This window comes from Citrobacter sp. Cpo069 (assembly GCF_030332785.1).
GTDB classification, from domain to species: Bacteria; Pseudomonadota; Gammaproteobacteria; order Enterobacterales; family Enterobacteriaceae; genus Citrobacter; species Citrobacter portucalensis.
The window spans coordinates 88,295-101,100 of record NZ_JAOWHD010000042.1; the positions used below are offsets into that span (position 1 = coordinate 88,295).

The following is a 12,806-nucleotide window of genomic DNA, read 5'->3' on the forward strand; positions in this document are numbered from 1 at the left end:
TAAAACGAAAAAAAGTGAGGCAAACGGATGATAGCGTTCCCTGCCAGTTTACTGATCCTCAATGGAAAAAGTGCTGATAATCTCCCCCTGCGTGATGCCATTGCGAAGCTTCGCGATGAAGGCGTGGAAATCCATGTTCGCGTGACCTGGGAAAAAGGCGATGCCCAACGCTACGTTGATGAAGCTCGTCAGCTAGGCGTTGCTACGGTGATAGCCGGCGGCGGTGACGGCACCATCAACGAAGTTTCGACAGCGCTGATTCAGTCGCAGGGTGGCAATATTCCAGCGCTGGGTATTTTACCGTTGGGAACGGCGAATGACTTTGCCACCAGCGTTGGTATACCCGATGACCTTGATAAGGCGTTAAAGCTGGCTATCGCTGCAAATGCGACTGCAATCGATATGGTGCAGGTCAACGATAAAACGTGTTTTGTCAACATGGCGACCGGCGGGTTTGGCACTCGCATCACCACCGAAACGCCGGAAAAACTCAAGGCCGCACTGGGCGGTGTATCGTATTTTATTCACGGATTAATGCGCATGGATACGCTCAAGCCCGACATCTGTGACATTCGTGGGGAGGATTTTCACTGGCAGGGTAAGGCGCTGGTGATTGGTATCGGTAACGGTCGCCAGGCCGGTGGTGGGCAACAACTTTGCCCGACGGCGCTGATCAACGACGGCCTGCTGCAACTGCGCATTTTTACCGGCGAAGAACTACTGCCAGGACTGCTTTCGGCGTTAACGCAATCCGAAGACAACCCTAACATTATTGACGGCGCATCGTCGTGGTTTGATATCCGCGCCCCACACGAAATTACCTTTAATCTCGATGGTGAACCACTCAGCGGACAAGAGTTTCATATTGAAATCCTGCCCGCTGCGCTACGTTGCAGACTGCCGCCGGGTTGTCCGCTATTGCGCTAACCCAACGACAATCCGAGGGATCAGGCGATAGTGACTTTGCTGTCCAGATAAACGTCCTGTACGGCGTTAATCAACTTAACGCCGTCGGCCATGGTTTTCTTGAACGCTTTACGCCCCAGAATCAGCCCCATACCACCCGCACGTTTGTTAATAACCGCCGTACGCACTGCATCGCTCAGGTCGGTATCGCCGCCGGCCGCCCCGCCAGAGTTAATTAACCCGGCACGCCCCATATAACAGTTCGCCAGTTGGTAACGCACCAGGTCAATTGGATTCTCGCTGGTCAACTTGGTATAGACGCGATCGTCGGTGTAGCCAAAATTAACCGCTTTATACCCGCCGTTATTTTCCGCCATTTTCTGCTTAACGATATCCGCTCCAATAGTGGCAGCCAGATGGTTAGCCTGCCCGGTAAGATCAGCGGAAACATGGTAATCCACGCCATCTTTTTTAAACGCGGAGTTACGCAGATACGCCCACAGCACGGTAACCATACCCAACTCATGGGCGCGCTCAAACGCTGCTGAAATCTCTTCAATCTGGCGGCGAGATTCCTCAGAACCGAAATAGATGGTTGCCCCTACCGCAACAGCCCCCATATTGAACGCCTGCTCTACGCTGGCATACAGTGTCTGGTCAAAGGTATTCGGATAGCTGAGCGTTTCGTTGTGGTTAATTTTAACGAGGAACGGGATACGGTGCGCGTAGCGGCGGGAGACAGAAGCCAGCACACCGTAAGTCGATGCTACGCAGTTGCACCCTGCTTCGATAGCCAACTCCACAATATTCTTCGGATCAAAGTACAGCGGGTTAGCGGCAAACGAAGCCCCAGCAGAATGCTCTACCCCCTGATCCACCGGTAGGATCGACAGATACCCTGTCCCGGCAAGTCGCCCCGTGTTATACAGCGTCTGCATATTACGCAGCACGGCAGGCGGCCGGTTGTTATCCACCATCACGCGATCGACGTAATCATGTCCAGGCAGGTAAAGTTGGTCAGAAGGAATGGTCATACAACGATGCTGTAAAAGGCTGTCGGCATCTTTGCCAAGCAACTGCGCAATATCAGTCATAGCTATGCTCCCGTAAGTTCCGGTTTAAAACCGGAATATGGATTGTCCTGACCCGCCTTTTTGCGGGCAGCATTAAGCCTGGTACCGACTGCGCTTTTTTTCCATCTTTAGCGCACTTTTCCGCAACTTCTGCTGGCTCGATTCAGGAAAAAATAATGTTAAGACGGTCAAAGTTTAATCTCAAAGGTATTTTAAAGGTATTACTGAATGGTACTATCAGCGCGTACCTTACCTGTCATGAAGGATTTAAAGATGAAAACTACAGTTAAGCTGTCGTTCATGATGTTTGTAGAGTGGTTTATCTGGGGCGCCTGGTTTGTACCACTGTGGCTGTGGCTAAGTAAAAGTGGCTTTAGTGCCGGAGAGATCGGCTGGTCCTACGCCTGCACCGCCATTGCGGCGATCCTGTCGCCCATTCTGGTCGGTTCAATCACTGACCGCTTTTTCTCCGCGCAAAAAGTGCTGGCGGTGTTGATGTTCGTCGGCGCTATTCTGATGTACTTCGCCGCCCAGCAAACCACCTTTAGCGGATTCTTCCCTCTGTTACTGGCCTATTCGTTGACCTATATGCCGACGATTGCGCTGACCAACAGTATTGCTTTTGCCAACGTACCGGATGTTGAACGTGATTTCCCACGCATCCGCGTGATGGGCACCATTGGCTGGATTGCCTCCGGTTTGGCCTGCGGTTTCTTACCGCAAATGCTTGGCTATAACGACATCTCACCGACCAATATTCCCCTGCTTATCACTGCCGGAAGCTCCGCATTGTTAGGTGTTTTTGCCTTCTTTTTACCGGATACGCCGCCAAAAAGTACCGGCAAAATGGATTTCAAAGTTATGCTGGGTCTGGATGCGCTGATCCTGCTGCGCGATAAGAATTTCCTCGTCTTCTTCTTTTGCTCTTTCCTGTTTGCGATGCCACTGGCGTTCTATTACATCTTTGCCAACGGTTACCTGACAGAAGTCGGAATGAAAAACGCCACCGGCTGGATGACACTGGGCCAATTCTCTGAAATCTTCTTCATGCTGGCGCTACCGTTTTTCACCAAACGCTTTGGCATTAAAAAGGTATTGTTGCTTGGTCTTATTACTGCGGCGATCCGCTACGGATTTTTCGTTTACGGCGGTGCGGAAGAATATTTCACTTACGCCCTGCTGTTTCTCGGCATTCTGCTGCACGGCGTCAGTTACGACTTCTATTACGTCACGGCTTACATCTATGTCGATAAAAAAGCGCCGGTCCACATGCGCACCGCAGCGCAAGGGCTTATCACCCTCTGCTGTCAGGGGTTCGGCAGCCTGCTCGGTTACCGTCTGGGCGGCGTGATGATGGAAAAAATGTTTGCTTATCAGGAACCGGTTAATGGTCTCACCTTTAACTGGGCTGGCATGTGGGGATTTGGCGCGGTCATGATTGCCGTCATTGCCGTGATGTTTATGATTTTCTTTCGCGAATCAGACAAAGAAATCACCGCCATTAAGGTGGACGATCGCGATGTAGCGTTGAAACAAGGGGAAGTAAAATGAAAGCAGAACGTATTCTCGGTGCTCTTTATGGGCAGGCGTTAGGGGATGCGATGGGTATGCCGTCGGAACTGTGGCCAAGAACCCGGGTTAAAGCACACTTCGGTTGGATCGACCGTTTTTTGCCCGGCCCTGCGGAAAATAATGCCGCCTGCTATTTTAACCAGGCGGAGTTCACTGATGACACGTCCATGGCACTGTGTCTGGCAGATGCCCTGCTTGAGTGCGACGGCGAAATTGTGCCAGACGTTATTGGTCGCAATATTCTGGCATGGGCCGAGCAGTTTGATGCTTTTAATAAAAACGTGCTCGGCCCGACCTCAAAAATTGCATTGAACGCTATTCGTGACGGTAAACCGGTCGCCGAACTGGAAAACAACGGCGTGACCAACGGCGCGGCAATGCGCGTTTCCCCGCTGGGATGCCTGCTGCCCGCCCGCGATCTTGATGCCTTTATCTATGATGTGGCACTGGCCTCCAGCCCAACGCATAAATCGGATCTGGCTATCGCGGGAGCCGTTGTCGTCGCGTGGGCGGTATCGCGCGCCATCGACGGAGGAAAATGGTCAGAGATTGTCGACGCGCTACCTGCCATTGCCCTGCATGCGCAGCAAAAACGAATCACCACCTTTAGCGCATCGCTTTGTGCACGCCTTGAACTGGCGCTGAAAATCGTCCGTAACGCCGATGGCGTCGAGTCCGCCAGCGAGCAGTTGTATCAGGTTGTGGGGGCAGGAACCAGCACCATTGAGTCCGTTCCTTGCGCTATCGCCATGGTTGAGCTGGCACAGACCGATCCTAACCGCTGCGCCATTTTGTGCGCTAACCTCGGCGGCGATACCGACACCATCGGGGCGATGGCAACCGCCATTTGTGGTGCATTACATGGCGTGAGCGCGATCAACCCGGCATTGAAGCAGGAGTTGGACGCGGTGAATCAGCTGGACTTTACCCACTACGCCAACGGGTTAATGCGACTGCGCAAGCAGCGGGAGGCGCTATGAGCAACACGCATCTGCAACAACTTCTCTCGCAGTTACGTACACAGCGGCCAGTAACGGTGGTGGGTGCGGCGGTGATTGATGTCATTGCCGATGCGTATGCCCTCCCCTGGCGCGGCTGTGATATCGAGCTCAAGCAGCAAGGTGTTAACGTTGGCGGCTGCGCACTCAATATCGCCGTCACGCTTAAGCGTTTAGGTATCGATGCCTGCAATGCTCTACCACTGGGTCAGGGAGTGTGGGCTGACATTATCCGCAACCGGATGGCAAAAGAGGGACTGCACAGCCGGATCGACAATGCCGAAGGCGATAACGGCTGGTGTCTGGCGCTGGTGGAGCCGGATGGCGAGCGTACCTTTATGTCTTTTAGCGGCGTTGAGAATCAGTGGAATGCCGCCTGGCTGGCACAGCTGGATATCCCGCGTCATAGCCTGGTGTATCTTTCGGGTTATCAGCTAGCGTCCCCGTGCGGTGAATTGCTGGTGCAGTGGCTGGAAGGTCTGGAAGAGGTGACACCATTTATCGATTTTGGCCCGCGCATCGGCGACATTCCCGAGCCCTTACTGGCTAGAATTATGGCCTGTCGTCCGCTGGTGTCACTTAATCGTCAGGAGGCGGAAATTGCTGCCGAGCGGTTTGCATTAAGTCAGGATGTGGAAGGTTTTGGCGCAGAATGGGTGCTGCGTTTCACCGCACCGGTGGTCGTGCGTCACGATAAAGACGGCGCATGGTATTTCAGCGCACAGACATCCGGCTGCGTACCGGCATTTGCAACGGCGGTCGTTGATACTATCGGCGCAGGTGACAGCCACGCTGGCGGCATGCTGGCCGGACTGGCGTCTGGCTGGACGCTGGCCGACTCAGTGTTGTTAGGTAACGCGGTGGCGTCCTGGGTAGTTGGGCATCGCGGCGGCGATTGCGCCCCGTCACGCGAGGAGCTACTCCTCGCACACAAAAACGTATAGATCGCTACGACAGTAACTGATGCTGTATTCAATAGGCCGTTGCTGCTGGTCAAGCGCTACCTGCTTGATTACCAGTACCGGCACTTTGCTATCCATTTGAATGTGCGCCTGAAACTCTGCGTCAGGCATTCTGGCACTAACACGTGAGCGCGTGCGCTGCGGGAAAATATGCTGGCTACGAAAATAGTCATACAGCGAAACACCGATGGCATCCACGTCATGAATTAGATGTGCGGGTACCCAGGACTCTTCAATAGAAACGGCATCTTCATCAACGTAGCGAATACGCTTGAGCAGGAAGACCTCACTCCCCACGGCGACAGCCAACTGCTGGGCCACCTCTTCCGGACAAGGCACAATGCGCTTGTTGACCCACAACGTATCCGGTTTTTTACCGCGCAACACCACCTGCTGAGAAAAACCGCGCGCTTCTTTGAGCGAGTACTCGAAGATATTGTTGATTTGCGTTCCGTAACCGCGGGCACGTGTTACTACACCTTCTTCTTCCAGGGCCTGCATCGCCTTGCGTACCGTAATCCGAGAAACGCCGGTCAACTGGCTGAGGTCGCGCTCGCCGGGCAGGATATTGCCGTGCTCCAGGATCCCACTGCGCACAGCATTCTTCACCGTCTGCGCAAATTTCATATACAGCGGCGTGTTATCCGCCGCTGAAATACGTTCATTCAGTTGTGCGATAAGCTGGGTATGCGCTTGTTCCATTTATCTTTTTCCTGGCCGCCGTTTCTGCAGCCAGTATACCCATTACCACCACGCGTGGAAATGATGGACCGGACCAATTCCCTCGCCAACTTCCAGCGTGTCGGCCTGCGCCAGCGCCGCTGAAAGCCACAGTTTGGCTTCCTGTACGGTATCGGCCCAGTTGTTATGGCGCGGACGTAGGGCTGCCAACGCCGCCGATAGCGTACAACCTGTGCCATGGGTATTTTTGGTCATCACCCTTGGTGCGGTAAAACGCTGCTCACCATCGCGCGTAAAGAGCCAGTCGGGGCTTTGTGCATCATCCAGATGACCGCCCTTCATCAACACTGCCTCGCAGCCCAGCGCCCGTAGTGCCCTTCCCTGCTCTAACATCTCCTGCTCAGTCTGCGCATGCGATGCCCCGAGCAGTGCAGCAGCTTCGGGTAAATTAGGGGTGATAATCGAAACCTGCGGCAGCAAACGGGTGCGCAGCGTTTCTACCGCCGAGGGCGACAGCAACGGATCGCCGCTTTTCGCCAACATCACCGTGTCCAGCACCACATTTTGTACCTGATGGCGACGTAAACGTTCGGCGACAGCTTCGACAATGTCCGTCTCCGCCAACATACCGATTTTAGTCGTATCAATACGCACATCATTGAACACAGAGTCCAACTGCGCGGCGACAAAATCAGGTTCAATGCGATACACCGACTGCACCCCACGCGTATTTTGTGCCACCAACGCCGTGATAACGGAACAGCCGTAAGCGCCCAGCGCCGAGAAGGTTTTTAAATCAGCCTGAATACCCGCACCACCGCTTGGGTCGGTTCCGGCGATCGTTAATGCGTTAATCCGTTTCATGCTTGCTCCTGGGCGTTCAGATTATAGAGGGCGTCGAGAAATGCCGGGACAAAGCTGCCCGGTCCGTTTGATTGTTGTGTGGCTATTTGCCCGGCCTGTTTCATCCAGCTACAGGCGGAGGCGACGTTATCAAGTCGGTCACCACGTAAAGCGCAACTGGCCGCAACAACCGCTGATAGCGCGCATCCGGTGCCCACCACGCGAGTCATCAACGGGTCACCACCGTCCACGCAAACGGTACGCTGACCATCGGTGACGTAATCCACTTCGCCGGTAACCACAACAATGGTCCCAATCTGACGAGCCAGCGCCTGCGCTGCCGGAAGCGCAGCGACAGCCGTATCGGTTGTATCCACGCCGCGTCCCCCACCGTTCATGCCGGCCAGAGCAAGTATTTCCGAAGCGTTGCCACGAATAGCCGCAGGCTGCAGTGACAATAATTCCAGGCAGAAGCGGCGACGAAACTCAAGCGCGCCTACGGCAACGGGATCGAGCGTCCACGGGGTTTTAGCATGATGAGCCTGCTCAACTGCGGCACGCATCGCCGTGGCCCGTTCCCGAGTTAAGGTGCCGACATTAACCAGCAATGCACTGGCAATAGCGGCGAATTGGCTGGCTTCTTCAGGCTCGATCACCATCGCAGGCGATGCGCCCAGCGCCAGTAACGTATTGGCAGTAAAGCTTTGCACGACCTCATTGGTCATACAGTGTGTGAGCGGGGATAAGATTCTAAATTGGTGCAAGATGTGAGCCGCGAGTGCGCGGCTGTGCAGGTCAGGCTGCATGGTTCAGCTCCTGCCCGCGCGAAGAAGGGACACGAGCAGTGTCAGACTTCCCTACGCTGGCATTATCCAGATCAGGTGGTACGGGTATTTCTCAGCCTTCACCAGGAAGGGCACCCCGAGTCGTTGAAACGCAAATGTAATATGTTGGTTTCAGCAACAGGATACTGTCTGTGTCTGATGATGTAAATTGGCACTGCACGCTGATGCTTCGCCGCTAAACCTCTGGTCACAGTTGCCGGATTTCTGTACTTTCATTTACACTTTTTACGAAATTACTGGAGTGATCACAAAATAGTGCTTGTCAGACATCCGGTATGCCAGGAATGATACATGACTGATTTTGATGACCCGAAGAGGTAGAGAGGATGGGTATGAAGAATAAAATGTTGCTGGGTGCACTTCTGCTTGCAAGCAGCGTCGTCTGGGCCGCACCAGCTGCAACAGCTGCCCCCACCGGTATCGATAAGTATGAACTGAGCAGCTTTATTGCTGACTTCACCCATTTCAAACCCGGTGACAAGGTTCCACCACTGTATCTCACCGAAGAATACACCATTAAACAGTGGAATCTGCGCAACCTGCCCGCACCGACGGCAGGCACCCACTGGACCTACATGGGCGGCGCTTATGTGCTGGTCAATGATGCCGATGCTAAGATCATTAAAGCCTACGACGGCGAGATTTTTTATCATCGATAATAAAATAAAAACACGTACTTTCAGCAAGAAAGTACGTGAAATACTGCAAATCAATTAGTCATAAGATACTGCAAATATGACTTTACTTTGTACCTCACCTGGTCGTAAAGATTCTCCTGTCACGCGAACATATTTCGCAGTGATAGGGAAAATGTACTGATTATTGATTGTTTCCAATTTAGCTATTCTGTTCATCAGAGTATCCCCCAGTTTTAGGGGAGTAGTCGCGGTGCCGTTATATATCTGGAACCCCACCCCTTTTGCGCCATTCGTTATCGTATTATTTAGTATTTTCCCGCTTTCATCCCAGTCACCGCGAACCACCTTAAAACTCACGGGATTGGTAGTGACATTGTAAACACTGTTGCAATTTAGTACCAAATTTGTAGACCCTGATTTAGTATTGTTTGCGCTTAACATTTCGTTTAACGTCGTATCCGGCATTTTGATTTCATATGTCGGCTGAGAGAAACGACAGGTTGTTGGTTTGTGTATGACTGTAAACGTCAAATGTTGTGAGTAAGCATTACCACTATTCAATAATCCTAATGCCGAGCAAAACCACCATGCTATAATATTCGAATTACAGGAATTATCAGATAAAAAATTGACTGCGGGCTGAGATAATCCAAACGAGTTCCCATACACTATTTCACCACTATCTGAACTATATGTGGTTGGTGCCACATATGATGCCTCAATAGACATTTTTTTATTATTAATAACATCATTTACCGTGTAATTTTTAGGTGAAAATAAAGACCCATTTGTATCTACTGGAAAACCTGTACCTGTAAGCGTCAATTTAATAAAAATGCTCTTACCAGCAGCGGAGTCCTTCATTTCAACAATATAATCCTTCAAATTTGTTGCATAATACATTTTATCGCCTGTCGAGTTACAGTCGAATGTCCCTTGGAGATTAGGATTGAAACTCACTGTTGTTGAACCCGTGGTCAAATCCAATGTAATTGACTGTGTCGCGCTCGGACTTCCTTTGGGGGTACATTTAGCCTGCCCCAAAAAAGGGAACAACAGTAAAATTAAAAACCAATACTTCTTCATAAACGGATCCCTTATCGGCAAATATAAACTTTATTCTCATCAATTGCCTTATCGAAGGTAATCGTACAGAATTGTCCCTGTTGTTTATTAACTGCGACGCGTACCGAGGTAGGAATATCGTTAGTACGAATAAATAACCGGCTACCCTGCCCCACCAGGCCAACATTATTACCAATATCATCTTCCACTTCATAACCGAACGATAACGGAGAGCCGTCCGGACGCTCAGCAATGAAGAACCAGGGTTTACGCCTATCGGTTTCAAACTCCGTCATCACAACCGCGCCGCGATAAGGCACTGCGCCTTTGCGATTGCCAAGCAAGGCGACATCGCTATTACTGTCGGAAAGATCCAGCACCAGCATATTCTCACGATACGGCGTCAAACTGTCGTAAACCGCGTAACCTTTGCTGTTGGTTGTTAAATAACGATGCCCCTGCACAGCTGCCCCCTGCAATCCAGGCGCTTTGATAATGGCGAATGTATCTGAAAGCCGAGGAGCTAACGCAACACCATCTGACCATACCACTAAACCCCCCTGAATATTGCCGCTGGCCTGTTGATACTTATTCGATTGGCTGTAACTACCGCCTACAGTCGCAACTGGCGCGCGCCAGACCAGGCTACCACCCGCTGTTGTCTCATTCCCCTGTCGTTGGTGACTGAGATTGGCACCATAGCTGAATTGATTGCGATTACCCGCCACCCCGCTTAAGCTGGTGTTGTTCGATTGATAACCATCGTCATCAAACGTCGTTGAGTTAGAGACAAACAGATCGCGTCGAGGAGTTGAAATACCGTCACCCCACGAGAACGGGATGGAGATATACAGGTTAAAACGTTTATCCTCGTGGTTGTCCTCATCATAGGTCTGGCTGACGGACAAGGTATAGCTGACACGCTGCCAGGCGTTCGAGTAGCTCAGCTGATAATCTTTGCCGGTTCCACTGCGCTGCCAGTAGTCGCGCCACAGGCCGCTGACGGCCAAGGATCCCCAGTTTTCGGGTAATACTTGATTGATATTCAGCGAAAAGCTGTTCTTTCGGCCAAAGTCATTTTGATAGTAGTCTGCAACGTCATAAACATCATTTTCATCGCGGTCATAGTGATTTTTGTTATTCGCCCATACGTAGTCATTAAAGGTACGATAATCCCGCGAGGAGTAACGAAAAGCTGCCAGCGCAAACTGCGTGCCGGTCTGTGCGACATACTTGTTCCACGCAACCTGATAGCTCTGGCCATCAAATACATCGCCATTGTCTTGCTCGCTATGCGATCGCGTGGCATCTACCGATACCGCGCCAATGGGTGTATTCCAGCCGGTCCCGAGTACAAACGAGGTATAGTTTTGTGACAGCATTGTACCGCCATAGACCGTTAGCAGATTGTTCAAGCCATACTGATAGCTGCCTTGCAGGAAATCATACTGATTGCCAGCCCCCTCAATATGACTGCGCCCCGCAGCAAAATCATATTTCGATACGCCCGACTGCAGCATATTCGGCACAGATGAATAAGGCACCAGATAATGAGATACCGAACCGTCGGCCTCTTTCACGCTCACATCTAAGTCCGCACCGCCGCCGGCGAGTTGCAGATCATCAATTGCAAATGGGCCTGGCGGAACTTCTTTCTGGTAAATAACAAAGCCGTTTTGTTCGATAGTTACCAGCGCGTTACTCTGGGCAATCCCACGGACTACTGGGGTAAAATTCTGTTTTGAGTTCGGTAACATTTGCATATCGCGCCAGATACGCACACCGCGAAAACGTACCGCATCAAAGATATCCGAGCCGGTATACATATCCCCAGTACGTAGCGTGCCAAGTATTTGCGGTATACCTCGCTCCATATATAGGGTGTTGCTTTTCCAATTGCCACTACCCTCATTACCTTTGGTATAGTTGGCATTTGAGTGCAACTGCCATCCTAGTAGGTTCAACCCACTATTCAGGCTCACATAACTACTTTTATCATCGCCGCCGTGTTTATAACTACTGTAATACTGGCTGGCATAATAAGAGGTATAAAAAGCGTTAACACCGCGATCCCAAGTTTCAGGCGGCATATATCCTGGCTCATATTCAAGCACATACGCCTGCGGCACGCTTAAGTTCAGAATAAATTGCCCAATATCATAACTAACACTACCTCCCTGTACTGCTTCACGTAGCGGCACGCACTCCTCTTTTTTATCTGTTTTAATATTCCCGGTGCGAATACCAATCTGCTGCAATTGTGTCCATGATAAACATGTCGCATCAGGATCGGCTTTGATATTAATATCGTACCGACCGCGCCACTGGTTATTAAGATAAATATCCATTTCATATATGCCGGGCATTGGCTTATCACCATCAATTTGATAGCGAGAGATTTTCTCACCGTTCAAACCACCGATCATAAAGTGGGTATCAAATGTGTCTTCTTCAGCCCATGTGGATGAAGTGACCAACACCGACAGGATTGCCAGTGTAATGGAATTTATCTTTAACATAATCAGTCCTTGACTATCTTTCCGTTTTTATTTTTTCACTTAAATAGTTTCCGTGATCATCAATAAGAGTAACCTTGTAATGATTAACAACAGCAGCAGTGATAACTTTTTTATCTGACCACGGAGCAAGTAACACTGTCTCACTATTTATTTTAGAATTACCTACTAATTCAGGAATAGTTATCCAGTTGGCTGAATTATTTTTAATATTAATACCACCACTGACATACCTGACACTTAAGCGAGAAAAGCTTTTTTCATCCACACCAGTAAGACCCTGCGGACGATAAATAAATTTGATGCGATTCTGCATGGCAAATTTAATCATATTCTTACCTTCTGATTCCGCAGAATTAGGAGGAATATCCAACACATTAAGAAAAAAAAGGCTTTCACGATCTTTTGGCAGCGTATTTGCCAGCTGCTTAATTTTTAGTTGTTGGCCAGAGCCTCCGCTGACCTTCGCCACAGGAGGGTTCATCACAAATGGCACCTGGATTTTTTCTGGTGGCAAGCTGGTATCTCCATCATCTATCCAGGATTGAACCAGTGAACTGCGGCTACCTTCATTCATTAACTGCACGGTAATTTCTTTTTTTTGTGCCGGATAAATTACACGCGTGCCGTAAATGTAAACCCCTCCCCACGCAGGCAATACTGTGCCAGCCAATAATAATGCTAATATTTTTTTCATTATAATTATC

Annotated in this window: 12 protein-coding genes and 1 riboswitch; of the genes, 5 read left to right on the forward strand and 7 right to left on the reverse strand. The window is 50.6% G+C overall.

Annotation, left to right across the window (positions count from 1 at the left end):
* Positions 1-27: 27 nt before the first annotated feature.
* On the forward strand, positions 28-927 hold the full coding sequence (gene yegS, locus OGY08_RS04945) for a lipid kinase YegS (RefSeq protein WP_125362668.1): 900 nt from the start codon (positions 28-30) through the stop codon (positions 925-927).
* Positions 928-947: 20 nt separating this feature from the next.
* Here the strand turns inward: yegS and fbaB are convergent, their stop codons facing one another.
* Positions 948-2,000, reverse strand: a complete 1,053-nt coding sequence (gene fbaB / locus OGY08_RS04950; protein WP_003834421.1) for a class I fructose-bisphosphate aldolase — start codon at positions 1,998-2,000, stop codon at positions 948-950.
* Positions 2,001-2,252: 252 nt separating this feature from the next.
* Here fbaB and OGY08_RS04955 point away from each other — a divergent pair, with 252 nt between their 5' ends.
* Genes OGY08_RS04955 through OGY08_RS04965 form a run of 3 tightly spaced genes read left to right on the forward strand, consistent with a single transcriptional unit; the run spans position 2,253 to position 5,493 of the window.
* The gene (locus OGY08_RS04955; RefSeq protein WP_008785233.1) at positions 2,253-3,530 is read left to right on the forward strand and encodes a nucleoside permease; all 1,278 of its coding nucleotides are present in this window, start codon (positions 2,253-2,255) and stop codon (positions 3,528-3,530) included.
* Complete coding sequence (locus tag OGY08_RS04960; protein ID WP_125362669.1) at positions 3,527-4,531, forward strand: ADP-ribosylglycohydrolase family protein; 1,005 nt, start codon at positions 3,527-3,529, stop codon at positions 4,529-4,531. Before OGY08_RS04955 ends, OGY08_RS04960 begins: the two co-directional genes overlap by 4 nt.
* The gene (locus tag OGY08_RS04965; protein ID WP_125362670.1) at positions 4,528-5,493 is read left to right on the forward strand and encodes a PfkB family carbohydrate kinase; all 966 of its coding nucleotides are present in this window, start codon (positions 4,528-4,530) and stop codon (positions 5,491-5,493) included. Before OGY08_RS04960 ends, OGY08_RS04965 begins: the two co-directional genes overlap by 4 nt.
* On the opposite strand, the gene OGY08_RS04970 is transcribed toward OGY08_RS04965, so the two are convergent.
* From OGY08_RS04970 to thiM, 3 genes are read right to left on the reverse strand one after another with little or no spacing between them, the layout of a single operon-like run.
* Positions 5,467-6,213, reverse strand: a complete 747-nt coding sequence (locus tag OGY08_RS04970; RefSeq protein ID WP_003834430.1) for a GntR family transcriptional regulator — start codon at positions 6,211-6,213, stop codon at positions 5,467-5,469. The two genes, OGY08_RS04965 and OGY08_RS04970, sit on opposite strands and share 27 nt — an antisense overlap.
* Positions 6,214-6,255: 42 nt before the next feature.
* On the reverse strand, positions 6,256-7,056 hold the full coding sequence (gene thiD / locus OGY08_RS04975; protein WP_125362671.1) for a bifunctional hydroxymethylpyrimidine kinase/phosphomethylpyrimidine kinase: 801 nt from the start codon (positions 7,054-7,056) through the stop codon (positions 6,256-6,258).
* A complete protein-coding gene (gene thiM, locus OGY08_RS04980; RefSeq protein ID WP_125362672.1) occupies positions 7,053-7,841 on the reverse strand; it encodes a hydroxyethylthiazole kinase in 789 nt (262 codons plus the stop codon). The genes thiD and thiM overlap by 4 nt, the downstream gene beginning before the upstream one ends.
* A gap of 31 nt (positions 7,842-7,872) precedes the next feature.
* A riboswitch (TPP riboswitch) is annotated at positions 7,873-7,969 on the reverse strand.
* A 237-nt stretch (positions 7,970-8,206) separates the two neighbouring features.
* On the opposite strand from thiM, the gene OGY08_RS04985 reads away from it, so the two are divergent.
* On the forward strand, positions 8,207-8,539 hold the full coding sequence (locus OGY08_RS04985; RefSeq protein ID WP_003834436.1) for an RcnB family protein: 333 nt from the start codon (positions 8,207-8,209) through the stop codon (positions 8,537-8,539).
* 54 nt (positions 8,540-8,593) lie between these two features.
* On the opposite strand, the gene OGY08_RS04990 is transcribed toward OGY08_RS04985, so the two are convergent.
* The 3 genes from OGY08_RS04990 to OGY08_RS05000 are packed head-to-tail and all read right to left on the reverse strand — an operon-like array spanning position 8,594 to position 12,796.
* Entirely contained in the window at positions 8,594-9,604 is a 1,011-nt protein-coding gene (locus OGY08_RS04990) for a fimbrial protein (RefSeq protein ID WP_103285539.1), read from the reverse strand.
* Positions 9,605-9,615: 11 nt separating this feature from the next.
* The gene (locus OGY08_RS04995) at positions 9,616-12,102 is read right to left on the reverse strand and encodes a fimbrial biogenesis outer membrane usher protein (RefSeq protein ID WP_057068840.1); all 2,487 of its coding nucleotides are present in this window, start codon (positions 12,100-12,102) and stop codon (positions 9,616-9,618) included.
* Between the two features lie 13 nt (positions 12,103-12,115).
* Positions 12,116-12,796, reverse strand: a complete 681-nt coding sequence (locus OGY08_RS05000) for a fimbrial assembly chaperone (protein ID WP_125362673.1) — start codon at positions 12,794-12,796, stop codon at positions 12,116-12,118.
* Between the last annotated feature and the right edge of the window lie 10 nt (positions 12,797-12,806).